This is a genomic window from Phenylobacterium sp. LjRoot219, from assembly GCF_964252995.1.
Lineage (GTDB): Bacteria > Pseudomonadota > Alphaproteobacteria > Caulobacterales > Caulobacteraceae > Phenylobacterium.
In genome coordinates, this window is the sequence record NZ_CAXUQI020000001.1 from 3,098,484 (window position 1) to 3,123,333 (window position 24,850).

Consider the following 24,850-nt stretch of genomic DNA (forward strand, 5'->3'; position numbering starts at 1 on the left):
GCGGCGCAGCGCACGCAGGGAGAGGCGAGCGTGGCCAGCAATACGATCCTCTTAGAGAACCAGAAGCCCGGCACGCCGAAGAGCGTGTGGGACGCCCCAGCCAGCAACCAGATCGAGGGGTTCGCCACCGACTTCAGCGTCGACAACGGCGCCTCGGTCTCGTTCAAGATCAACCTGAACGTCGCGCAGAACGCGACGGCGCCCTACCGCATCGAGATCTATCGGCTGGGCTACTACGGCGGCGACGGCGCGACGCTGGTCACCACGATCAACAACCTGACCGGCCAGGCGCAGCCGGACCCGATCACCGACGCCCGCGGCGTCGTCGACGCCGGCAACTGGGCGGTCAGCGCCAGCTGGCAGACGCCGGCCGACGCGGTCTCCGGCGTCTACCTCGCCAAGCTGGTGCGCACCGACAACGGCGCGACCAACCAGATCCCGTTCATCGTCCGCGACGACCAGCGGACGGCCGACATCGTGCTGCAGACCTCCGACACCACCTGGCACGCCTACAACGGCTGGGCCGGGCGCAACGGACAGATCGGCGGCAGCCTCTACGGCGGCTTCGACCAGCCTGACGGCATCGCCCCGGACGTCATGGAGGAGTGCAACGGCAACTGCGTCGGGTGCGCCTGCAGCTACGACCGCGCCTTCGGCGTCAGCTACAACCGGCCGTTCACCGTCCGCGACGGCGGCGGCACCTACGCCGGGCCGCAGGACTACCTGTTCGGCGCCGACTACGCCGCGCTCTATTTCCTCGAGAAGAACGGCTACGACATCTCGTACATGTCCGGCGTCGACACCGACCGCATGGGCCCGGACTACCTCGAGAAGTACAAGGCCTTCATCTCCGTCGGCCACGACGAGTACTGGTCCGGCGACCAGCGCGCCAATGTCGAGGCCGCCCGCGATTCCGGCGTCAACCTGCTCTTCTGGAGCGGCAACGAGGTCTATTGGAAGACCCGCTGGGAAGAGAGCATCGTCAACGGCCAGTCTTTCCGGACGCTGATCTCCTACAAGGAGACCAAGTTCAACTATTCGCTCGACGCCGGACCGGAGGACTATCCGAACGTCGACCCGTCCACCGAGTGGACCGGCACCTGGCGCGACGTCCGCTTCGTCGGCAACCCGGACGCCCAAGGCGCCCGGGCTGAGAACTCGCTCACCGGCCAGCTGTTCGGTCCCGACGGCACCGGCGAGTTCGGCGGGGCGCTCGACATTCCCTCGAGCTACGCCGGCCTCCGGGTCTGGCGCGACACCGGCGTCGGCGCCGGCGGCGTGCAGAACATCGGGGCGGGCATCCTCGGCTATGAGTGGGACACCTCGCCCGACGACGCCAACCGGCCCGCCGGCCTGATCAAGCTGTCCGAGACCACCATCCCCTGGAGCGCGATCCTGGTCGACCAGGGCAACCGCACCGAGCCCGGCACCGCGACCCACAGCCTGTCGCTCTACCGCGACGACAGTGGCGCGCTGGTGTTCGGCGCCGGGACGGTGTTCTGGAGCTGGGGCCTCAGCGACATGCACGACTCCGGCCCCTACGGCGCGAACATCGAGAACCGCGCGCTGCAGCAGTTCACCCTCAACATGTTCGCCGACATGGGCATCCAGCCGCAGGTCGCCGACGCCATCCTGCAGTCGCAGAACCTCGTCCGGGCGAGCGCCTCGAACGACCTGATCGGCGCGACCGCCACGCTGAACAATGTGCCGGACACGGTCACCGCGCTGTCGACCGTGACGATCAGCGGCACCGCCGCCGACATCGACAACAACCCGTCGAACGCCGACGGCCGCGTCGCCGTCGTCGAGGTCTCGACCGACAACGGCCAGACCTGGCGGGTCGCGCAGGGCACGGCCAACTGGACCTACAGTTGGACGCCGACCGCCCAGGGGACCTACACGATCCGGGTCCGGGCGATCGACGACAGCCTGAACATCCGGCCGAACAGCCAGCTCGCCTCCGACGTGGTCACCGTCACCGCGCCGGTGATGCCAGACACCCTCAGCCTGTTCGGCAACACCACGCCGATCGGGACCCTGGCCAGCGAAGGCCAGACGGTCGAAATCGGCATGAAGTTCAGCGCCACGACGGCCGGCGCGGTCACCGTGCTGCGCTACTGGCGCGGCGCCGGGGACGCCGCCGACACCGACGTCCGCGCCGGACATCTGTGGTCGTCGACCGGTCAGCTGCTGGGCACCGCGACCTTCACCTCGACCGCCGGCCAGTCCGGCTGGCAGGTCGCCAACCTGGCCACGCCGGTCAACCTGACCGCCGGGACCACCTACATCGTCTCCTACGCCACGGCGAACAACTACACCGCCTCGAACAACTACTTCACCTCCACCGTCACCGAGCCGTTCGGCGTGCTGACCGCGCCGTCGACCGGCGCCAGCGGCGGCAATGGCGTCTACGCCTACGGCGGCGGCGTCTTCCCCGACCAGACCTGGCTGGCGTCGAACTACTGGGTGGATGTGGTGTTCGATCCGGGCGGCCCGCCGGCCGGCCCGCAGCTCGGCCTCTCGACGCCGAGCGTGAGCCATGCGGAAGGCAACAGCGGGGTCACCACCTTCGACTACACGGTCACCCGCACCGGCGGCTCCACCGGGACCTCCAGCGTCAACTGGGCGGTGACCGGCTCGGGCGCCAACCCGGCCAACGCCGCCGACTTCCAGGGCGGGCTGCTGCCCTCCGGGACCGTCACCTTCGCGGCCGGCGAGACCAGCAAGGTGATCACCCTCAGCGTCGTCGGCGACACCACGACCGAGCAGAATGAGGGCTTCACCCTGACCCTCGCCAATCCCACGGGCGCGACGCTGGGGACCGCCACCGCCACCGGCGTGATCACCAATGACGACGGCACGCCGCCGCCGACCAGCGTCAGCCTGTTCGGCGCCGCCGCGGCGCCCGGGATCATGGCCAGCGACGGCCAGGCGGTCGAGCTGGGGATGAAGTTCAGCGCTTCGACGGCCGGCGCAGTCACCGCCTTGCGCTACTGGCGCGCCTCCGGCGACGCCAACGACACCGACGTGCGCGAAGGCCACCTCTGGTCTTCGACCGGCCAACTGCTCGGGACGGCGACCTTCACCTCGCCCAACGGCCAGTTCGGCTGGCAGGTCGCCAACCTGACCACCCCGGTCAACCTGACCGCCGGGACCACCTACATCGTCTCCTACAAGACGGCGGACAACTTCCACGTCTCGACCAACTACTTCGGCTCCACCGTCACCGAGTCCTCCGGCGTGCTGAGCGCGCCGTCGACCGGCGCCAGCGGCGGCAACGGCGTCTACGCCTATGGCGCGGGGGCGGTCTTCCCGAACCAGACCTACGCCGCCTCGAACTACTGGGTGGACGTGGTGTTCGCGCCCGGCGGCGCGCCGCCGGCCAGCCCGCAGATCGACCTCTCGACGCCCAGCGTCAGCCGTGCGGAAGGCGACAGCGGCGTCACCACCTTCGACTACACGGTGACCCGCACCGGCAGCACCACGGGCGCCTCCAGCGTCAGCTGGGCGGTCACCGGCTCGAGCGCCAACCCGGCCAACGCGGCGGACTTCCAGGGCGGGCTGCTGCCGTCCGGAACCGTCAATTTCGCCGCCGGCGAGACCAGCAAGGTCATCACCCTCAGCGTCGTCGGCGACACCACCACCGAGCAGAACGAGGGCTTCACCCTGACCCTCGCCAATCCCAGCGGCGCGACGCTGGGGACCGCCACCGCCACCGGCGTGATCACCAACGACGACGGCGCGACGCCGCCGCCGACCGGCGTCAGCCTGTTCGGCACGACTTCGGCGACCGGGATTCTCGGCAACGACGGCCAGGCGGTCGAACTCGGCATGAAGTTCAGCGCCACGACGGCCGGGGCGGTCACCGCCTTGCGCTACTGGCGCGGCGCCGGCGACGCCGGCGACACCGACGTCCGCGCAGGGCATCTGTGGTCGTCGACCGGTCAGCTGCTGGGAACCGCCAGCTTCAGCTCGACCGCCGGCCAGTCCGGCTGGCAGGTCGCCAACCTGACCACGCCGGTCAACCTGACCGCCGGGACCACCTACATCGTCTCCTACAAGTCGGCCGACAACTACACCGCCCAGACCAACTACTTCGGCTCCACCGTCACCGAGCCGTTCGGCGTGCTGACCGGGCCGTCCAGCGGGGCGAGCGGCGGCAACGGCGTCTACGCCTACGGCGCGGGCGCGGTCTTCCCCAACCAGACCTATCTGGCGTCGAACTACTGGGTGGACGTGGTGTTCGATCCGGGCGGCACGCCGCCCGCCGGAGCGCAGATCGGCCTTACCACGCCGAGTGTCAGCCATGCGGAAGGCAACACCGGCGTCACCACCTTCGACTACACGGTCACCCGCACCGGCAGCACCACGGGCGCGTCCAGCGTCAGCTGGGCGGTCACCGGCTCCAGCGCCAACCCGGCCAACGCCGCCGACTTCCAGGGCGGGCTGCTGCCGTCCGGGACCGTCAGCTTCGCCGCCGGCGAGACCAGCAAACTCATCACTCTGAGCGTCGTCGGCGACACCACGACCGAGCAGAACGAGGGCTTCACCCTGACCCTCGCCAATCCCAGCGGCGCGACGATGGGGACCGCCACCGCCACCGGCGTGATCACCAACGACGACGGCACCACGCCGCCGCCGACCGGCGTCAGCCTGTTCGGCGCGACCACCGCCACCGGGACGCTGTTCAACGACAACACGGCCGTCGAAGTCGGCATGAAGTTCAGCGCCGCCTCGGCGGGGACCATCACCGCGCTGCGCTACTTCCGCGCCGCGGGCGACGCCAACGACACCGACACGCGCGAAGGGCATCTGTGGTCGTCGACCGGCCAGCTGCTCGGCACCGCGACCTTCACCTCGACCGCCGGCCAGTCCGGCTGGCAGGTCGCCAACCTGGCCACCCCGGTCAACCTGACCCCCGGGACGACCTACATCGTCTCCTACAAGTCGGCGAACAACTACCTGTCGACGAACAACTACTTCGGTTCGTCGGTCACCGAGGCGACCGGCCAGCTGACCGCGCCGTCGAGTGCGGCGAGCGGCGGCAACGGCGTCTACATCTACGGCGCCGCGACCCAGTTCCCCAACCAGACCTATCTGGCGTCGAACTACTGGGTCGACGTGCTGTTCACCCCGTCGGGCGGCGCCGCCAACCCGCCGCAGGCGTTCAGCTCACTGGCCACCTCCTTCCGACCGGAGAACGGCGAGACGCTGAGCGGCGCCGACGGCGCGGACACCCTGACCGGCGGCGCCGGCGACGACAGCATCTTCGGCTTGGCCGGGACCGACCAACTCAACGGCGGCGAGGGCGCGGACACGGCCAACGGCGGCGACTGGCTCGATCTGCTGAACGGCGGGGCCGGCGCCGACTCCCTGGTCGGCGGGGCGGGCATCGACACCCTGATCGGCGGCGCCGGGACGGATTCGCTGAGCGGCGGCGGCGGGGCCGACATCTTCCGCTGGCTGGCCTTCAGCGAGTCCAGCACCACCCTGCCGGACCTGATCATGGGCTTCGACGGCGCCGGCGTGTCGGGCGGCGACCGCATCGACGTCTCGGCCCTGCCCGGCACGTTCGTCTTCCGCGGCACGAGCGCGTTCAGCGGCGGCGGGACCCCGTCGATCCGCTACGTGGCCGGCGGCGGCGTCACCGACGTGCAGTTCGACGACGGCGGCGGCGGCGCGGCGGAGATGGTCGTGCGGATCAACTCGGTGGTCACGCTGACCTCCGGGGACTTCATCCTCTGAGCTGAGGCAAAAAAATGCCGGGCGGCGCGAACGCCGCCCGGCAGATGGTCTCTCCTCAGATGCTCGGCTTAGCGCGAGCCGAAGGCGTAGCGCACGTTCAGACCGAACTCGCGCGGCGCGGTCATGGTGATCAGCCGGTAGCTGGTGACCCCGGTGACCGAAGTCGCGCCGATGTTGAACGGCGTCGTCTGCGGGTTCGGCGAACGGCTCAGCACGCGCTTCTCGTCGAGGATGTTCTTCGCGTAGAGCGAGACATCCCAGGCGCCGGAGTGGTCGCGCACGCCGGCGAAGAGGTTGAGCAGGGCGTAGGCCTTGACGTCGTCGATGGCGTTCGACGGGTCGTTCTTCGACTTGCCGTAGACCGTCAGCAGGCCGCGGACGTAGCCGTCCATGTTTTCCGCCAGCGGGTGGTAGTATTCCGAGGTCAGATTGCCGCTCCACAGCGGCGTGATCGAGGCCCGGAAGTCGACGTTACAGGCGGAGATGTTGTCGCCGCCGGTCGCCGCCCGGATCTGGGCCACGGTCGGCACGCCCGACACGGTGTCCGGCACGCCGTCGTTCGGGAAGTAGTCGTTACACGGAACTTCGCCGTTCTTGATCTTGCTCTTGGCGTAGCTGGCGTTGCCGCTGATGTTCCAGTTGTCGAGCGGTTGGTAGATCACCTCGGCTTCGACGCCGTTCACCTTCACCGGCACGCCGGCGACGAAGTTGAAGTTGGTGACCCGCTGGAACAACGTCGGCGGCGTGGTCGTGGTGTTGGCCGCGGTCTCGACATAGAAGACGCCGGACGCCGAACGGTACGGGTAGTTCTTGAAGTTCTGGTGGAAGGCCGAAACGTTCACCCGCAGGCGCTTCTCCAGCCAGTCCGACTTGAAGCCGATTTCGTAGGACGTCGACTTTTCGGGAGCAATGTTCAGGAACGAGTTCTCGAGATCGCTGCGCGCCAGGCTGAAGTCGCCGACGACGTTGATCCCCGGACGCCAGGAGCTGCCGATCGTCCCGTAGGCCATGAAGCTTTCGTTGAACCGATGCTTGGCCGAGACCGTGTAGATGATGGTGTCGTCGTGGTTGTCGGTGTTGGCGCCGGGAATGGCGTTGCCGCCGACGAGCAGCTGACCGTCGTCCCGGTAGTCGATGTAGCGCAGGCCGCCCGACAGCTCGGTCATGTCGGTGACGTGCACCGTCAGGTTGCCGTAGATCGACTGTTCCTTGCTGCCGCCGGTCCGCAGGATCGGCGTGTTGACGATCGTGCCGGCCAGGTTGCAGGGGGCGGTGGGCGACACCAGGCACGGCGCCGGGGAGCCGAACAGCACCACGGTCGGGTTGGTCAGGTTGGTCGGCACATCCTGCTTCTGGTAGAAGCCGCCGACGATGTAGTCGAGCAGGCCATCGAACAGCGGCTTTTCAGACGAAAGCCTGATTTCGTGCGCCCAGTTCTTCGAATAGGTGTGGGTTTTCCGCCCATAGCCCTTGGTGAAGGTCGGGAAGTTCGGCGAGAAGAAGTCGCCGACGTCGTCCGGACCCTGCGAGTTCAGCACCTGGCGGTTCATCGCGCCGACGTAGTTCAGCCGCTGGCCGGCGAACGAATACTGGGCCTGCAGGTTGAGGTTGTCGAAGCGCTGGCGAACCTGCCGCGCCGTGTCCGTCACCGCCTCGCGATCGAAGCTGTCGATGAACACCGGGCTGGCCGGGGCCGACGGGTCCAGCGCCTGCAGCGACTCGACCTGGTCGTACGAGCGGATGTTCTGGAACAGCTGCTGCCAGATGATCCCGAACGACAGGTCGGCGGTCGGCTCGAACCGGGTGCTGAGGCGCAGCGCGCGGGTCCGCGAGGCCGAGTCCTGGTTGTTGTGCACGCTGTTGACGCGCGCGCCCGTGTTCTCGTCCCAGAGGCCGGCGATGCGCACCGCCAGCATGTCCTCGACGATCGGCAGGTTGACCGCGCCCTGCATGTTGTAGCCGCTGCGGTTGGTCACGGTGCCGTTGACGTAGCCGCCGTACTGGCTGAGGTGCGGCTGGGCGGTCGTCACGGTCATCGAGCCGGACGGCGAGGCGCGGCCGCGCAGCGTGCCTTGCGGCCCGCGCAGCAGCTCGACCTGGCCGATGTCGAACATCCCCTGGAACAGGTTGCCCGCCGAGATCGGCGCGTCGTTCAGGTAGAATTCGACGGTGCCGTTGTTGCCGCTGGCGTTGACGTCATAGTTCACGCCGCGCACCGAGGCGACCGCGCCGATGCCGTTGGCGTTGGTCGACATGCTGAGGCCCGGCATGACCGAGGCGATGTCCTCGAACTTGCGGATGTTCAGCTTGTCGAGTTGTTGCGAGGTGACCGCATTGATCGTCACCGGCACGTCCTGCAGGACTTCGTTCCGACGGCGAGCGGTGACGACGATGTCGCCGAGCATATAGGGCTCGGACGCGCTGACGGGCGGCGCGCTGGTTTCCTGGGCCGAGGCGCCGGACGTCAGCGCCAGGAAGCTCGCTCCTGCGAGCGCAATAAGCATGGTGGACTTCAAGTGTTTGCCTCCCCGAGTTTTTGATGATGTTCGGCGCGCCAGCCTTATCGACCTGACAAGCCAAAGACTCGGCGGGCAAAACCGCGCCGATGCTCAGCTGTCAGCCGTTGCTTTGCAGCAGACTGGCGACCGTATTTGTGTGTGGTTTTAGCTAGTTCAGCAGTGAGCGGCCGTCGCCAAGTGACGCCTTGGCGCAAAGCACGGACTGCAACCCCCGATCAACGTTTCGCTCCCCGCAACTAGCAGTTTTATGCCGGGCCGTACCTGCAGCGAGGCCGGCTCTCTTATTGTTTCGAAATGGACGCACGTTTTCCGTTGCGGTCAAGTTGTTTTACAGGCCGCAGGAAGTCGTCCCGCCGCGGCGTGACCGTCCGGGCACAAGGCGGCCACACCCAAGCTCAACCGGCGCGTGAGATCCGCCGCCGCCCTCGCTCGCCGCCTCAAGGACGCGGAGCGCTTCCCGAGGTGTCGAACACCACCTGATCGTAGCGCCACAGCGCCTGGAAGAAGTCGCGGGCGGCGCTGCGCTCGCCGGTCGCCTGGGCGATCTGCGCGATCTGCGCGATCGTGCGGGTTCCGTCGATCGCGGCCAGCAGGCGCGCCTGGCGCGCATAAATCGGCAGGTAGATGTCGGTGTAGGTGTGGGTCCGGTTGATCAGCACCGCCGCCGCCCCGGCCGGCAGCTTTTCGCGCACGACGAGCGTGTCCGGGAGGCGGACCGGCACATAGTCGCGCCAGGCGTCGCCGCTGAAGTCGATAGCGGCGGCCGGCGGCGCGTCGCTGCGGCAGGCCACGACGGTGTGGCGGACCATGGTCCCGCGGAACAGCTCCAGCGCGGCATACTGTTCGTCGGCGGACAGTTTCGCCAGCCGCGGACCGTGCGGGGTCGCCGCCGGCCCACCGCACTGCGCCAGGTACGGCGCCTGGCGCAGCCAGCGCCCGAGCCGCAAGCCGCCGCGGGCCAGGTAGTCGAGCAACTGGGGAACGGAATAGGCGCGGTCCAGCGGATTGAGCAGGGCGTCGGCCAGCCCCTCCCGCGTCAGCAGGTCCGGCGACTTGCGCAGCAGCGGCGTCAGCGGGTGGTCCGGCGGCAGCGCGCGCAGGGCGACGATCAGGTCGAGGACCTCGGCCGCGGTCGGCTGGATCCCGAGCCGCCGGCAATAATCCTGGATCAGATAGATCCCCGCGCGGCCGTAGGGCGCATACACCATCAGTTGCAGGGCGCCGCCGGGCTCAAGCACGTCATGCAGCGCCCGCAGGCCGGCGTCGGGATCGGGCAGGTGGTGCAGCACCCCCGTGCAGACGACGTGCTCGAACGCCTGCCCCAGCTCGGGCGCCCGTTCGACGGACAGGCGCCGCAGCTGCAGATTCGCCAGCCCGTGCTTGCGCTTCAGGCCCTCGGCGAAGGCCACGCTGGCGGCGCTGACGTCGATGCCGGTCACCTGGGCCCGCGGCCAGCGCAGCGCCAACTTGGCGGCCTGGGTCGTGCCGCATCCGGCCACCAGGATGCTGCGATCGTCGCGGTAGGGCTCCGCCGGCCAGACCAGGTGGGCCTCGGCGCGGCGACGCGCGTCGTCCCACTTCCGGCCGTAGCCATCGAGATCATCCACCGCCGGCGGATAGGGATGGCTTTCGTAGAAGGCGCTGACCCGCGTGGCGAGGGCGGCGTCCTGCGCCTCGGTGTCGGTCATGGCCGCTCAACCGCAAAGAGATGGCCCATGCGCGCGATGGTCTCACGCATGGGCCAGCTCGACCAGGGTTCCGGCCTTAACCTAGGCTTGCGCTAGTGATGCGCAGCCGCCGAGACCTGCGCCATCACCGCATCGAGATTGAACGACGCCGGCTTCTGCCGCGGCGGGAACTTGGCGTAGCTATCGATCTCCGAGGCCACGACAGCCTGCATCAGGTACATCTGCGGTATGTGATCGACCATCCAGTCCCAGTAGGTGTTGGAGTTGAAGTCGGCGCGCTCGAACGGATCTCGCCGCAGGTTGACGATGTGCGGCACGCGCAGCTTCACGAACGGCTCGGCCCACTGGTCCATCTTGGTGGCGCGCTGGACGGCCAGGTTGAACTTGTAGTCGCCGACCCGCACCGCCATGACGTCTCCGTCATCGCTGACATAGAAGACGCTGTTCCGCGGGCTCTCCTTGGCCTGGCCGGTCAGGTAGGGGAGCTGGTTGACGCCGTCGAGGTGGACCTTGAAGCTCTTGTCGCCGAGCTTCGCGCCCTTCAGCAGCCGATCCTTGACGTCCATGTCGCCGGCCGCCGCCAGCAGGGTCGGGAACATGTCGATGTGCGACATGATCCCGTTCAGCACCGTGCCGGGCTTGATCTTGCCGGGCCAGCGGAAGTGCGCCGCCACCCGCCAGCCGCCTTCCCAGTTGGTGTCCTTCTGGCCGCGGAACGGGGTATTGGCGCCGTCCGGCCAGGTGTCGTTCTCTGGGCCGTTGTCGGTCGAGTACATGACGATGGTGTTGTCGGCGATGCCCAGCTCGTCGAGCTTGTCGAGCATCATGCCGATCTGCTCGTCATGGACGACCATGCGGTCGCTGTAGGGGTCCTGGCCGCTCTTGCCGATGTTCTTCTCGGCCACATGGGTCCGGAAGTGCATGGCGGTGGCGTTGTACCAGAGGAAGAACGGCGTATCTGACTTGGCCTGCGCCTCCATCCACTCGAGCGCGCGCGCGGTGATCTCCTCGTCGATGGTCTCCATCCGCTTCTTGGTCAGCGGGCCGGTGTCCTTGATCGTCTGGCCGCCCTTGCCGTCGGCCTTGCAGTGCAGCACGCCGCGCGGGCCGAACTGCTTCTTGAACGCCGGGTCCTTCGGGTAGTCCGGCAGCTCCGGCTCTTCCTCAGCGTTCAGGTGGTAGAGGTTGCCGAAGAACTCGTCGAAGCCGTGCACGGTCGGCAGGTATTCGTCCCGGTCGCCCAGGTGGTTCTTGCCGAACTGGCCGGTGGCGTAGCCGAGCGGCTTGAGCGCCTCGGCGATGGTCGGGTCCTCCTTCTGCAGCCCGACGGTGGCGCCCGGCATGCCGACCTTGGTCAGGCCCGTCCGCACTGGATTCTGCCCGCAGATGAAGCTCGCCCGCCCCGCGGTGCAGCTCTGCTGGGCGTAGTAGTCGGTGCACATCGCGCCTTCTTCGGCGATCCGATCGATATTCGGGGTGCGGTAACCCATCGCGCCACGGCTGTTGTGGCTGATGTTCCAGAACCCGATGTCGTCACCCCAGAGGATGAGGATGTTGGGCTTTTTCGCAGGCATTAGACCTCTCCCGGCGTGGGCCGCCACGGGTGGCGAACGCGCGGGAAAGGACCACTCGGGCCGGGCCGCGACAATTGGTGCAAACCCTGAGCGGCGGACGGGGGAAGCCGGCCAGCCGAGCCCGTTCTAGGGCGCGGGCCGGACGGCCGCGGCGGCCCGCTTGGCCGCCTCCAGCCGCTCGATGTGCGCCGCAGCCTGCACCATGGGCGCCTGGCTGACGCGGATCGGACCGCTGTAAGAGCGGTCGAGGTCAAGCACCAGAACGTACACGAAGGTGAAAAGCAGAAATAACCCGACGACCGCCATCCGGTGTCGGCGGTCCAAGGCAAGTCCATATCCGGTAAAGAACGCCGACATCACGGCGAAGGTTATCAGGCCAGCCTGGATCGAGACCGGGATGCGGGCGTCGACCATCGCCACCCGCGTCGCGGTGATCTCGAACATCTCATTCGTACTCTCCATGACGGGTTCGGTCAGATCGGGTCGCCGCCCTAGCCCCCGAAGCGCAGCATCCCAGATCTCAGACTGAAGCTGCTCGGTGCGGGCGACCAGGGCGTGCAGGCCGGCCCGGTCGCGCTGCGGGTCGATCCCGCGGCTGCGCAGGGCTGTGTACTCAAGCATGAGTTGGCTGAGGAGGCCGCGCTCGGGCTCGTCGAACGCCTGGAAGCGCAGGTAGCTGGTGGCGACCGCGCGGGCCTCGGACATGACCAGCAGGCGCCGCTGGTCGTAGCGGTCCTGGGCCATCGCATAGGTGAAGCCGAAGATCAGCGCGAGCAGCCCCAGGGCCGCACCGACCAGGTTGCCGACCCCCTCGTCCACATCGCGGTCGCCGGTCCCACGACGCGCCGACACAAAACGGCGAAAGCGGACTCCAAGCTCTTCGGCGGACACGAACACCAGGGTCAGGACCACCGCGACCAACAGAAGCGGCGCCGCGTCGAGCCATTGCATCGGCAGGTACCAGATCATCCGGGCGGCGTGCTCCGCCGAACCGGCATGCTCGCAAGCAACCACGCGCAGGACCCTGTCGCAGGTTGGGTGTTCCACCCGATGTCCGGCCCGCCGGGCCGACCGTATGCTGCAGCCACGACAGGCCAGCCTGGTCGGCCGGCGCACACCGGGCGTGTGGCCAGCGGAGTTAGCGGCGATGGGCACGGACACAGCGGGGCGGGAACCTCGGGGCGCCACCGCCGCGCCGTCGGCCCGACAGCCTGACGGGCCGGCCTGCGAGGGCGCAGAGCCCTACCGGTGCACGACCGCAGAGGTCGCCGCGGCCCTGGCCGTCGATCCCGAGGCCGGCCTGACCGCGGCCGAGGCGGCGTCGCGGCGGGCGCGGTACGGACCCAACGAACTGACCGCCGAGCCGCCGGAGCCGGCCTGGCGCAAGCTGCTGGCGCAGTTCACCGACGTGCTCGTCCTGCTGCTGATCGCGGCGGCCCTGGTGTCGGCGGCGCTGTGGGCGCTCGAACGCGACTCGCCGTGGCCTTATGAGGCGAGCGCGATCCTGGCGATCGTCATCCTCAACGCCCTGATGGGCTACCTGCAGCAGGCGCGCGCCGAGCAGGCGGTCGCGGCCCTGCAGCAGATGTCGGCGGCCCACGCCAGCGTCGTGCGCGACGCGACCCGTCAGCGGATCCCCGCGTCCGAGATCGTGCCCGGGGACGTCATCCTCGTCGAAGAGGGCGACACGATCCCGGCCGACGCGCGGCTGATCCGCTCCGCCTCCCTGCAGACCGCGGAAGCCGCGCTCACCGGCGAGAGCCTGCCCGTCATCAAGGAGCTCGCCCCCTTGCCGGGCGAGGCGGTGCTCGGCGACCGCCTCAACATGATCTTCAGCGGCACCGCGGCGACCTACGGGCGCGGCCGCGCGATCGTCACCGCCACCGGCATGCAGACCGAGATGGGGCGCATCGCCGGCGCCCTGAAGGCCGGCCCGGCCGAGACCACGCCGCTGCAGCAGGAGCTCGACCGCACCGGTCGCCGGCTCGGCCTGATCGTCGTGGCCATCGCCGCGGTGATGATCGGCGCCATCCTGATCTTCACCGAGGTTCGCGGCCTAGCGGCGATCTTCGACGTGCTGATCCTCGGCGTGGCGCTGGCGGTCGCGGCGGTGCCGGAAGGGCTGCCGGCGGTGGTCACGGCGGTGCTGTCGCTCGGCGTCCAGCGCATGGCCGCCCGCAAGGCCATCATCCGCCACCTCGCGGCGGTGGAGACCCTGGGGTCAGCCAACATCATCGCCTCGGACAAGACCGGCACCTTGACCCGCAACGAGATGACGGTCCGCCACATCGTCACCGCCAGCGGCGGCGTCGACCTGGAAGGCGCCGGTTATTCGCCGGAGGGCGCGGTCACCCGGCGCGGCGGCGGCGAGATCGACGGCGGCTTGCGGCGCGAACTCGTGCGCACCCTGGCCGCCGCCGACCGTGCCAATAATGCGGTCCTGCAGGAGCGCGACGGGCGCTGGTCGGTGCAGGGCGATCCGACCGAGGGGGCGCTGATCGTCGCGGCGCGCAAGGCCGGGCTGGAGGCGGAAGCGCTGGAGGCGCGGTTCGCGCGGGTCGGCGAAGTGCCCTTCTCCTCAGAACGCAAGCTGATGAGCACGGTCCACACCGATGCGGAGCGTGGCGGCCAGTTGCTGGTGCTCACCAAGGGCGCGCCCGACGTTCTGCTGGCCCGCTGCTCGCAGGTGCAGGCCGGCGAAGAGATCCGGCCGCTGGACGCAGCTCGGCGCGCGACCATCCTCGCCGCCAACGAAGTGCTCGCCGGCGAGGCGCTGCGCACGCTCGGCGTCGCCTTCCGCGCGCTGCCCGAAGGCGCGGGGCCGGCCAGCGACCTCGACGAGGAGGTCGAGCAGGACCTGGTGTTTCTCGGCCTCATCGGCATGATCGATCCGCCGCGGGTCGAAGCCCGCACCGCGATCGCGGCCGCGCGAGCCGCCGGCATCCGCGTGATCATGATCACCGGCGACCACCCGCGCACCGCCGGCGTCATCGCCGCCGAACTGCAGATCACCGATAACGCCCGCGTCGTCACCGGGGCGGAGCTGGCGCAGATGTCCGAGGCGACGCTCGCGCAGACCGTGCGCGAGGTCTCGGTCTATGCCCGCGTCAATCCGGACCACAAGCTGCGGCTGGTCCGGGCGCTGCAGAGCGACGGCTCGGTCGTGGCGATGACCGGCGACGGGGTCAATGACGCCCCGGCGTTGAAGACCGCCGACATCGGCGTGGCCATGGGGATCACCGGCACCGACGTCTCCAAACAGGCCGCTGACATGATCCTGGCGGACGACAACTTCGCCACCATCGTCGCCGCCGTGGAGGAAGGCCGGGCGATCTTCGCCAACATCCGCAAGTTCCTGCGCTACCTGCTGTCGTCGAACATCGGCGAAGTGCTGACGATGTTCCTCGGCGTCGTGCTGGCCGGCGTCATCGGCGTCGGCGGCGACGCCGGCCTGGTCCTGCCGCTGCTCGCGACGCAGATCCTCTGGATCAACCTGGTCACCGACGGCGCGCCGGCGCTGGCGTTGGGCGTCGATCCCCCCGACGCCGGGACCATGCGCGATCCGCCGCGGCCGCGCGGCGAAGGCGTGCTCACGGCGCGCATGTGGGCCGGCATCCTGTTCGTCGGCCTGGTGATGGCCATCGGCACCCTGCTGGTGTTCGACGCCGCCCTGCCCGGCGGGCTGATCGAAGGCCACGGAACGGTCGCCTACGGCCAGACCATGGCGTTCACCACCCTGACGATGTTCCAGCTGTTCAACGCCCTCAACGCCCGCTCCGACGAGCGCAGCGCCTTCGCCGGGCTGTTCGCCAATCGCTGGCTGTGGGCGGCGCTGGCCCTCTCGCTGGCCCTGCAGATCGCCGTGGTCCACCTGCCGGTGCTGCAGGCGGCGTTCTCGACCGTCAGCCTCGGCCCGAACGACTGGCTGGTCTGCGTCGCCGCGGCGAGCTCGGTCCTCTGGCTACGCGAGCTCAGCAAGCTGCTGGCGCGGCGCCCAGAGGGCGTCATCCCGGCCAGGCCTGTCGGCCCGAACTGAAAAATGGCTTGGGAAATATGGAGCGGGTGGGGGGAATCGAACCCCCGACATTCAGCTTGGGAAGCTGACGTTCTACCTCTGAACTACACCCGCGCGCAGCCGCCTTGGCGGCAGGCGGCGGACCATAGCCGCGCCGCGCGCCGCAGGGAAGAGGGTGCGGCGACGTCGCCCGCGACTCCGGTGACGGCGTCAGAACGCCCCCTCCGTCTCGCGCCTGCGGCGCGATCCACCTCCCCCGCTGCGCAGGGGAGGACTCCCCCGCCTGCGGGGGAGCTGTCAGCGAAGCTGACAGAGGGGGCGTTCGGACGCCCGGCCCCTCACCCGCGCTTGTCGACCTTCACCCCGCCGAACATCTGGTCGGTGACGCCGGAATTCAGCATGCTGTGCGGGAAGCCCATGTCGATGGCGCTGACCGCGTTCAGCCGGGCGACCTGGTCGGCGCCGAACGCGATCTCCAGGGCCCCGAGGTTGTCCTCCAGCTGGGCCGGGGTACGCGCGCCGATCAGCGGCGAGGTCACCGCCGGGTGCAGCAGTGTCCAGGCCAGCGCCACCTGGCTGGGCGTGCGGCCGAGCTCGGCGGCGATCGTCTTCACCACTTCGGCGATCTCCAGGGTCTTCTCGCTGAGCCGGCCGGTGGCGAGGTTGATGTCCTTGCGGCTGTTCATGCCGCCGATCGCCTCGGGCGGCTTGGCCTTCAGGTCCTCGCGGCTGTACTTGCCCGACAGCACCCCGCCGGCCAGCGGCGACCACGGCAGCACGCCGATGCCCATCTCCTGGGCCATCGGCATCAGGTCACGCTCCACCGTCCGTTCGGTCAGGTTGTAGGGGATCTGCAGGGCGGCGAACTGGCTCCAGCCGCGCAGCTCGGCGATCGCCTGCATCCGCGAGATCTGCCAGGCCGGGCTGTCGGAGACGCCGACGTAGAGCACCTTGCCGGCGCGCACGAGGTCGTCGAAGGCGCGCAGGATCTCGTCGACCGGGGTGCGGTCGTCCCAGACGTGCAGGTAGAGAAGGTCGATGTAGTCGGTGTCCAGCCGCTTCAGGCTGGCCTCGACCGAACGGACCATGTTCTTGCGCTGGTTGCCGCTGCCGTTCGGGTCGCCCCAGCGCATGGTCAGCGAGTATTTGGTCGACAGCACGATCTGCTCGCGCTTGGCCTTGATCAGCTGGCCGGTCAGCGTCTCCGACCCGCCCTGGCCGTAGAAGTTGGCGGTGTCGACGAAGTTGCCGCCGCGCTCGACGTAGGCGTCGAAGATCTGCCGCGCCTCCTCATCGCTCGAGCCCCAGTCGGATTTGGTGCGGAAGGTCATGGTGCCGAGCGACAGCGGCGAGACCCGCAGCCCCGAGCGGCCGAGAAGGCGGTAGTGGTCGAGCTGCTGGGCCATTCGGGGTTTCCTCTTTCGTCTCTCTTGTTCGGTTTTGGTCGGTCTAGTTCGGGCGCGCTCCGGCTCAGCCGGCGTCGCGGTCTTTCAGGAAGCCCAGGGCGGCGAACTGCACCAGTTGCCGCGCGAGCTGCGCCGGATCGTCGGTCCGACCGCGGAAGGTCTGGTCCATGGCGACGGCGAACAGGATGCCGAACAGCGCCAGGCCGGCGAACTCCGGATCGATGTCGTCCTTCAGGAGACCGTTCAGCACCTCGCCCCGCTGTTTCAAGAGGGGGACGATCTCATCGCAGTAGAGCCGCTTGCCCAGGTCGGCATCGGAGAACAATGAGGCGGTCAGCAGCGGGAAAATATCGACCGTGCTGGCGATGTGGTTCTGCGCCGAGGCCTGGGCGAGGCCCAGCAGCTCCTCGGTGGTCGCCGCCGCCTGGTAGGCCTGGGCGCGTTCGTACATCCCCTGCATCGCCGCGATCAGCGGCTCGACCACCGCGGCGTGGAACAGCGCCTCCTTGCTGTCGAAATGCTCGAACAGCGTCGCCTGGTTGACGTCGGCGGCCTTGGCGATGTCGCGGGTGCGCGCGCCCTGCAGGTTGGTGCGGGAAAACACCTCCTGCGCCGCCAGGATGATCTGGCGCCGGCGCTCTTCGGCCGGCAGGTACTTGCGGCGGCGGGGGGCCGCCGGCTCGGCCGCGGCCGGCTCGACGGCTTCGGCGGCCTTCTCGGTCTGCGCGGCGCGCGTCGTGCGGGGACCCGCCATCTCACCCTTGTCCCGGGCGTTCGAAAGCCGCCCGCAAAATTTCCAACCAGATGGTTGTATCTAGCAAATGGGCTGCTAGCATCAAGTTCGAAAACAACCAACTGGATGGTTGGATTGTAGCCGACGCCTCCCGCCAGACGGAGGCGCGGCGGACAGGGCTGGAAGGAAACGCCGATGAACGACCTTACGCCGAACGTCAGCACCGATGCGGCGCTGGAGCGCGAGGCGCGCGCCTGGATGGCCGACCCCTACGGCCACTTCGGCATGTCGACGACGAAGATCCATTCGGTCTCGCCGAAGGAAGCCGAGCCGGTCCTGCTGGCGGCGATGAACCTGCGGCTGGCGGAGCGCCGCCAGCAGATCCCGGTCCTGGCCAAGCTCGCCGACGCCCAGGGGATCGACCGCCTGGCCGCGCTCGACGACGGCGCGCCGCTTCTGTTCACCCACGACACCTACAAGTCATATCCGATCTCGCTGCTCGCCAAGCAGCGCTTCGACCAGCTCAACAAGTGGCTCGACCGGCTGACGCCCTACGACATCTCCGGCGTCGACGTGGTCGGTTGCGACTCCATCGACAGCTGGCTGACCCGGCTGCAGGAGCAGACGCCGCTCGACGTGGCGACCTCCTCAGGGAGCAGCGGCACCCTGTCGCTCTTCCCGAAGTCGAAGAAGGACTACGTGTTCGCCGTCACCGGCCTGCGCGTGCAGCTCGGCCAGAAGTTCGGCGCCGAGCCGACCGACGGCGACATCAACGGCAAGATCCATGCGGTGACGCCGATGTACCGCGACGGCCACTCCTCGGCCGGCCGCTTCGCCCAGTACCTGCTCGACGTCTTCTGCAAGGGCGACGAGAGCTATCTGCACACCGCCCTGCCCTTCAAGGTCTCCAGCGACCTGATGTGGCTGGCGGCGCGGATCCGCGCGGCGATCGCCAAGGGCGACGCCAGCAAGGTCGACGTGCCGGACAACCTGCTGGCCCGCCGCGGCGAGTGGGAGAAGCTGCAGCGCGACCTGCCGGCGATCCAATCGGCGTTCGTCCGCGGCGCGGTGCAGGAGCTGCGCGGCGAACGCATCTTCGCCATGGGCACCACCGCGATGTTCTACAACATCGCCAAGCAGGGCGTGGAGGAAGGCATCCGCGGCTCCTTCGCCCCGGGCAGCGTGCTGATGGGCGGCGGCGGCGCCAAGGGCGTGGTCCTGCCGGACGACGCCGAGCAGACCATCAAGGACTTCTTCGGCATCGACTGGATGCAGTCGGCCTACGGCATGACCGAGATGAACGCCTTCTCGGTGCTTTGCGAGGCCAACCGCTACCACCTGGCGCCCTGGGTCGCGCCCTTCATCCTCGACGGCGAGACCGGCCGGCCGCTGCCGCGCGAGGGCGTGCAGACCGGCCGCGCCGCCTTCTTCGACGTCACCCACGACGGCACCTGGGGCGGCATCGTCACCGGCGACCAGGTCACCGCCCACTACGACGGCTGCCCGTGCGGGCGAAAGACCTTGGCGTTCGACAAGAAGATCCAGCGCTTCAGCGAGATCACCGGCGGCGACGACAAGATCACCTGCGCCGCCACCCCCGGCGCGCAGAACGAGGCGCTCGACTACCTCAACGCCCTGGAGGGGTGACCACACCGCAATCCGCTCATCCCGGCGAAGGCCGGGACCCAGGTTCAGCCGCGGCGCGCGCAGCGAAGGCCACCCGGCGCCTCCCGCGCCCGCCATCTGGATCCCGGCCTTCGCCGGGATGAGCGGAGAAAAGATCCACCGCTTCGCGGGAGCTCCCCCTGAGGGGGAGCATCTCGCCCGACAAGGACGACACTTATGGGCAGACCCATTTCTTACGCCGTCATCCGCGGCAAGGTCATCGAAACCGACCTGGTGGAGTTCGGCGGCCGCGGCGGCGACATCACCTTCCTCGCCCCGGACCCGAAGACGATCGTCGACCAGCTGCCGCTCGGCAGCCCGAGCAAGATGGACGACCTCTACCAGCTCTCCTTCGAGCAGATCCTCGACTACCTCGAGGAGCTCGGGAAGCTGCTGGACATCAACAAGAACGGCTACATGCAGGAGGCCTGCGAGCTCAGCTACGCCACCGCTCCGGCGACGCCGCCGATCGTGCGGGCCTTCTACGACCACATGCCGGCGATGTTCGACCGCGAACGGATCCGCCGGACCGTCGAGTTCAACATCGGCGTCCCCTACCTCGAAGGCTGGGTCGAGCAGGAGATCAACGGCAGCCGCGTCGGCATCCGCGCCTACGGAGCCCGCGCCCTGCACATCGTCGCCGGCAACGGCCCGGTGCTCGGCGCCCTGACCATGCTGCGTGGCGCGGTGACCCGCGGCGACACCATCATCAAGGTACCGTCGAACGACCCGTTCACCACCGGGGCCATCGCCCGGACCATGGTCGACTTCGCCCCCGACCATCCGATCACCAAGCATCTGTCGGTGGCCTACTGGCGCGGCGGCGACGAGGCGATCGAGAAGCAGCTCTACCAGCCGCACAACGTCGAGAAGATCGTCGCCTGGGGCGGCCTAGCCTCGGTCAAGCACGTCACCAAATACATCCAGCCGGGCCTGGAGCTGATGTCGCTGGACCCGAAGCGCAGCGCCAGCATCGTTGGCGCCGAGGGCCTGACTACCGCGGCGCTGATCACCGAGGCCGGCCAGCGCATCGCCGCCGACGTCGGGGCCGGCAACCAGACCGCCTGCGCCAGCTGCCGCGTGGTCTATGTGATGTGCGGCACGGACGACGCCGGGATCGAGACCCTGAAGAAGCTCGGCCAGGCGACCTACGACGCCATGCTGAAGCTGCCGGCCGACCTGTCGACCAAGCCGAAGCGCTACGACCCGCAGCTGAAGTCCAACGTCGACGCGCTGCGGCTCAACGACGACTGGTACACGGTGGTCGGCGGCGAACAGGGCGAAGGCGCGGTGATCGTCTCGCACACGCCCGAGCCGGTCAGCTTCTGGGAGTACCTGGCCGACCGCACCGTCAACCTGATCCCGGTCGACACCCTCGACGAGGTGCTGGGCGCGGTCGACGCCTACACCCAGACGGTCGGCGTCTTCCCCGACGCGTTGATGCCGGAGATCCGCCACAAGGCGGCGCTGCACGGCGGCCAGCGGTTCGTCTCGCTGGGCTACGCCTTCAACGGCCCCGGCCTGGTCGGCCCGCAGGACGGCATCGAGCCGCTGCGGCGGATGTGCAAGTGGATCATCTCCGAGCAGCCGCTGGCGAGTGTGAAGCCGATCTGGGAGATGGCCGAGGGCGACGCGGCGCTGGTAGCGTAACTTCAAAGTCCGTCATCCCGGACGGCCCGCAAGGCCGATCCGGGACCCAGGGGCCGTGCGCGCCGCCCTGGGTCCCGGCTCTCCGCTACGATTCGGGATGACGTCGTCTTTAGGCGCTTGCTACTGCACCCGTAGCACCTCGAAGCCGCGCGCCTTCATCAGCGCCGGCAGGCCGTCGTCGCCGACCATGTGCAGGGCGCCGACGTTGACCAGTTCGACGCCGGAGCCGCTGGCCATCTCCTGGGCGAGCGCCTCGGCCCAGGCGAGGTTGCGGCGTCGCAGCAGCGCCTCGTAGAGGGCCGGATTGCCGTTCTTCATCGGGCCGACGAAGCCGGCCCCCGTCCGCGACAGGTCGCCCTCCAGCCAGGCCGCCACCAGGCCCTCCGGGGACGGCTTGCGCAGCCAGCTCGGGCCGCGGCGCGGGGTGCGCTCGCGGATCACGTCGGTGAGGTAGCGCAGCTCGGCGCGCTCGGAGAGGCCGGCGAAGATCCACGCCTGATCCTCGAGGGTTTCGAAGGTCCGCACCGCCTTGCCGTCCTGGCGGGCGGCGCGGATCAGCATCAGGTCTGCGCCCGCCGCGACGGTCGGGCCGTCAGGGGTCCGCGGCCCGGGCGGCGGCAGCATCGACAGCATCAGCGCCGCCGCCCACGGCCGCAGGTGGTCAACCTGGCGAAGGTCCGCCTGGCGCTCAAGCTCGGCCAGGGTGCGCGGCGGCAGCTTGCGGCTGAGCGGCCGGGCGGGATCGACCCCGTGGCGCGCGACGAAGCCGCTGAACGCCGCCGGATCGACCTCGTCCACCGGCGCCTCGAACCAGACGGTCTGCGCCCGCGCATAGGCCGCGTCATAGGCCGGCGTGCGCCAGGCCGCGCCGCGCGGCAGCGCATGCAGAGTGCCGAACAGGTAGATCTCGCTGCGCCCGTGCTTCACGAGCCAGAGCGCCGGGGCGGCGCTGGCCGCCGTGGCCGCGAACCATCCCGCGAGAACTGCGACGGCCAATGCGGCCCAGCGAAAGCGACGCAAGCACGCCCCCAAGCGGGCGCAGCGCGCCCAAAACCTTGAAGGACTTGGATAACTTCCAGGCGCGGCGCAGGTAATGCGACCCGAGGTCGCCGGGGAGCGCATCCCGTCATCCCGGCCGGAGCGCAGCGGAGAGCCGGGACCCAGGGGCGGCGCGCATGGCCCCTGGGTCCCGGATCGGCCTTGCAGGCCGTCCGGGATGACATGTTGTTTTTGCCGAAGGCTGGGCTCAGAGCGCCGGAGCGGCCCCCCGACCGCTCCGGCGGCTCCCAGCCACCCCCGTGACCAGGCGACGCTCTGGGCGCCCCAAGTCGCCCTTAGGCGGCGTCGCTACTCGCCCCAAACCTTAAAGTGTTTTGATAGCTTCAGACCCTGGCGCTGGTAATGCGACCCGAGGTCGCCGTAGAGCCGTACCGGCCGCTCGGTCAACGGCTCGTAGACCAGCCGCGCCACGGTCTGGCCGTCCTCGAGGATGAACGGCGTCTCGTGGCTGCGCACCTCCAGCACGCCGCGCGAGCCCTTGCCGTGGGCCTCGTCGGTGCCGAAGCCGGGATCGAAGAAGCCGGCGTAGTGCACGCGGAACTCCCCGACCGAGGGATCGATCGGCGTCATCTCGGCGGCTTCCATCACCGGGATCTCCACCGCCTCCTTCGAGGCCAGGATGTAGAACTCGCCGGGATCCAGCAGCAGCTGGCCGTTCTGCGGATAGAGCGGCTCCCAGAACTGCTTCGGGTCGTGGCCGTCCTCCTTGTCAAGGTCGACGACCGGGGCGTGCCGGCGGGCGCGGAAGCCGGCGATGACGCCGTCGGCCAGCTCGACGCCGACGCTCTCGACCCGCAGCCGGGACGGCGCGCCGCGCTTCAGCCGCAACTGGTTCAGCCGGGTGCCGCGCCGCACCAGCACCGAGAAGGTCTGCGGCGCGATCTCGATATAGGTCGGGCCGGTGTAGCCCTCGGCGACGTCGTCAAACGCCGGGGTGCCGTCGGACAGCAGGCGGACGAAGACGTCGACCCGGCCGGTGGAGCTCTTCGGATTGGCCCGCGCCGAGACGCCGGGCGGCAACGCCAGCCGCTCCTGCAGCTCGGCGATGTAGACGCAGCCGCGCTCCAGCACCGCGCCCTTGGTCAGGTCGAGCTCGTGCATCGCCACCTGGCCGATGCGCTCGGCGACCGTGTGGCCGCGGCCGGGCAGGAACGACGCGCGCACCCGCCAGACCCGCGCGCCAAGGCGCAGGTCGAGGCTCGCCGGCTGCACCTGATCGGCGTCGAACGGGCTGTCAGAGGTGATGGCGCCCCGCGCGATCAGCTCGTCGATGGACTGGCAGGGCAGAATGCCGGGAGGCTGGCTCATGGGCGGCGAAGCCTTAAGGCGAACGGCGAGTCGTGCAAGCCCTCCCTCCCCTTAACGGGGCGGGAGGAAGGCTTGACCTCCCCGCGCCGCTGCCGTTGATGCGGCTTCCAAACCTTGCAGCCGCAGGAGCCCGTCATGGCCGAAGATCCGAACACCTGGGACGTCGAGACCCGCCTGGTGCGCGGCGGCATGGCGCGCACCCCCTACGGCGAGATCTCCGAGGCGCTGTTCCTCAACCAGAGCTTCGCCTACGAGAGCGCCGGCGCCGCCGACCGCCGCTTCTCCGGCGAGGAGCCGGGCTTCATCTACCAGCGCTTCGGCAACCCGACGACGCAGATCTTCGAGGAGCGCCTGGCGCTGCTGGAAGGCGCCGAGGGCTGCCGCGCCACCGCTTCGGGCATGGCCGCGGTGCACGCCGCGCTGTTCGGATGCTTGCGCGCCGGCGACCACTTGATCGCGGGCCGCGCGCTGTTCGGCTCCTGCAAGTGGATCATCTCCGAACTGCTGCCGCGCTACGGCGTGGAGACCACCTATGTCGACGCCGTCGATCCCGCCGCCTGGCGCAACGCGGTGCGGCCGAACACCAAGGCCTTCCTGATCGAGAGCCCGGCCAACCCGCTGCTGGAGATCACCCCGATCGCCGCCGTGGCCGCGATCGCCAAGGAAGCCGGCGCCAAGGTGATCGTCGACAACGTCTTCGCCACCCCGCTCTACCAGAAGCCGCTGCAGCTCGGCGCCGACGTGGTCGTCTACTCGGCGACCAAGCACATCGACGGCCAGGGCCGGGTGCTGGGCGGGGCGATCCTCGGCTCGAACGAGATCCTCAACGAGGTCTACAAGGACTTCCTGCGCCACACCGGCCCGGCGCTGTCGCCGTTCAACGCCTGGGTGCTGCTGAAGGGCCTGGAGACGCTGGAGCTGCGGGTCAGCCGCCAGACCGAGAACGCCGGCAAGATCGCCGACGTGATCGCCGCCCATGCGAAGACCAAGCAGGTCATGTACTGCGGCCGGCCCGACCACCCGCAGGCCGCGCTGATCGCCGAGCAGATGACCGGCGCCGGCAACGTCATCGCCTTCGACCTCGGCAGCCGCGAGGCCGCCTGGCGGTTCCTCGACGCGCTGGAGATCTTCGACATCTCCAACAACCTCGGCGACGCCAAGTCGATGGCCACCCACCCCTCGACCACCACGCACCGCTCGATGACCGAGGAGGCCCGCGAGGAGATCGGCCTGACCCAGGGCTGGGTGCGGATGAGCGTCGGCTTGGAAAGCGCCCGCGACCTCGCGCGCGACGTCGACCGGGCGCTGGATAAGGCGTAGGGCCAACAACAAGGCTGTCATCCCGGAACGCGCGCCAGCGCGTGTCCGGAATCCAAGAACACAGAAGCTTCTGGCGGACCGGGGCCGCGCCGTTGCGTGTGCGCTCACACGCCGTGTGCTTGGGTCCCGGACAGCCGCTGCGCGGCTTCCGGGATGACAGCTGTTGCT

General features: G+C 69.2%; 13 protein-coding genes, 1 tRNA gene and 2 pseudogenes. 6 read left to right on the top strand and 10 right to left on the bottom strand.

Annotation, left to right across the window (positions count from 1 at the left end; all coding sequences use genetic code 11):
• Positions 1 to 30: 30 nt before the first annotated feature.
• Positions 31 to 5,745, top strand: a complete 5,715-nt coding sequence (locus ACSQ14_RS15160) for a DUF4082 domain-containing protein (protein ID WP_436014198.1) — start codon at positions 31 to 33, stop codon at positions 5,743 to 5,745.
• A 68-nt stretch (positions 5,746 to 5,813) separates the two neighbouring features.
• Here the strand turns inward: ACSQ14_RS15160 and ACSQ14_RS15165 are convergent, their stop codons facing one another.
• The 4 genes from ACSQ14_RS15165 to ACSQ14_RS15180 all read right to left on the bottom strand — a co-directional run bounded on the left by ACSQ14_RS15165 (position 5,814) and on the right by ACSQ14_RS15180 (position 12,495).
• Positions 5,814 to 8,261, bottom strand: a complete 2,448-nt coding sequence (locus ACSQ14_RS15165) for a TonB-dependent receptor (RefSeq protein WP_436014200.1) — start codon at positions 8,259 to 8,261, stop codon at positions 5,814 to 5,816.
• Positions 8,262 to 8,701: 440 nt separating this feature from the next.
• A complete protein-coding gene (locus tag ACSQ14_RS15170) occupies positions 8,702 to 9,952 on the bottom strand; it encodes a class I SAM-dependent methyltransferase (RefSeq protein ID WP_436014202.1) in 1,251 nt (416 codons plus the stop codon).
• Positions 9,953 to 10,044: 92 nt separating this feature from the next.
• Positions 10,045 to 11,526 (bottom strand): arylsulfatase, encoded by a 1,482-nt coding sequence (locus tag ACSQ14_RS15175; protein ID WP_436014204.1) that lies wholly within the window; start codon positions 11,524 to 11,526, stop codon positions 10,045 to 10,047.
• Positions 11,527 to 11,652: 126 nt separating this feature from the next.
• On the bottom strand, positions 11,653 to 12,495 hold the full coding sequence (locus ACSQ14_RS15180; protein WP_436014206.1) for a hypothetical protein: 843 nt from the start codon (positions 12,493 to 12,495) through the stop codon (positions 11,653 to 11,655).
• 178 nt (positions 12,496 to 12,673) lie between these two features.
• Between ACSQ14_RS15180 and ACSQ14_RS15185 the strand changes: the two genes are divergently transcribed.
• Entirely contained in the window at positions 12,674 to 15,562 is a 2,889-nt protein-coding gene (locus ACSQ14_RS15185; protein WP_436014208.1) for a cation-translocating P-type ATPase, read from the top strand.
• Positions 15,563 to 15,580: 18 nt separating this feature from the next.
• On the opposite strand, the gene ACSQ14_RS15190 is transcribed toward ACSQ14_RS15185, so the two are convergent.
• The 3 genes from ACSQ14_RS15190 to ACSQ14_RS15200 form a co-directional block, all read right to left on the bottom strand.
• Positions 15,581 to 15,655: transfer RNA gene (locus ACSQ14_RS15190), tRNA-Gly, on the bottom strand.
• A 224-nt stretch (positions 15,656 to 15,879) separates the two neighbouring features.
• On the bottom strand, positions 15,880 to 16,947 hold the full coding sequence (locus ACSQ14_RS15195; protein ID WP_436014210.1) for an aldo/keto reductase: 1,068 nt from the start codon (positions 16,945 to 16,947) through the stop codon (positions 15,880 to 15,882).
• A 64-nt stretch (positions 16,948 to 17,011) separates the two neighbouring features.
• Positions 17,012 to 17,701, bottom strand: a complete 690-nt coding sequence (locus tag ACSQ14_RS15200; protein ID WP_436014212.1) for a TetR/AcrR family transcriptional regulator — start codon at positions 17,699 to 17,701, stop codon at positions 17,012 to 17,014.
• A 174-nt stretch (positions 17,702 to 17,875) separates the two neighbouring features.
• Here ACSQ14_RS15200 and ACSQ14_RS15205 point away from each other — a divergent pair, with 174 nt between their 5' ends.
• The gene (locus tag ACSQ14_RS15205) at positions 17,876 to 19,327 is read left to right on the top strand and encodes a hypothetical protein (RefSeq protein WP_436014214.1); all 1,452 of its coding nucleotides are present in this window, start codon (positions 17,876 to 17,878) and stop codon (positions 19,325 to 19,327) included.
• Between the two features lie 195 nt (positions 19,328 to 19,522).
• Entirely contained in the window at positions 19,523 to 20,995 is a 1,473-nt protein-coding gene (locus ACSQ14_RS15210) for an acyl-CoA reductase (protein WP_436014216.1), read from the top strand.
• Between the two features lie 2 nt (positions 20,996 to 20,997).
• Here the strand turns inward: ACSQ14_RS15210 and ACSQ14_RS15215 are convergent.
• Positions 20,998 to 21,090: pseudogene (locus ACSQ14_RS15215) on the bottom strand (hypothetical protein); the annotation flags it as partial.
• Positions 21,091 to 21,115: 25 nt separating this feature from the next.
• Positions 21,116 to 22,015 (bottom strand): TraB/GumN family protein, encoded by a 900-nt coding sequence (locus ACSQ14_RS15220; RefSeq protein ID WP_436014217.1) that lies wholly within the window; start codon positions 22,013 to 22,015, stop codon positions 21,116 to 21,118.
• Positions 22,016 to 22,122: 107 nt separating this feature from the next.
• Here ACSQ14_RS15220 and ACSQ14_RS15225 point away from each other — a divergent pair.
• A pseudogene (locus tag ACSQ14_RS15225) lies at positions 22,123 to 22,231 on the top strand (hypothetical protein); the annotation flags it as partial.
• 111 nt (positions 22,232 to 22,342) lie between these two features.
• On the opposite strand, the gene ACSQ14_RS15230 reads toward ACSQ14_RS15225, so the two are convergent.
• Positions 22,343 to 23,362, bottom strand: coding sequence for a 2'-deoxycytidine 5'-triphosphate deaminase (locus ACSQ14_RS15230; protein ID WP_436014219.1), 1,020 nt, complete (start codon positions 23,360 to 23,362; stop codon positions 22,343 to 22,345).
• Positions 23,363 to 23,497: 135 nt separating this feature from the next.
• On the opposite strand from ACSQ14_RS15230, the gene metZ reads away from it, so the two are divergent.
• A complete protein-coding gene (gene metZ / locus ACSQ14_RS15235; protein WP_436014221.1) occupies positions 23,498 to 24,682 on the top strand; it encodes an O-succinylhomoserine sulfhydrylase in 1,185 nt (394 codons plus the stop codon).
• The last annotated feature ends 168 nt before the right edge of the window (positions 24,683 to 24,850 follow it).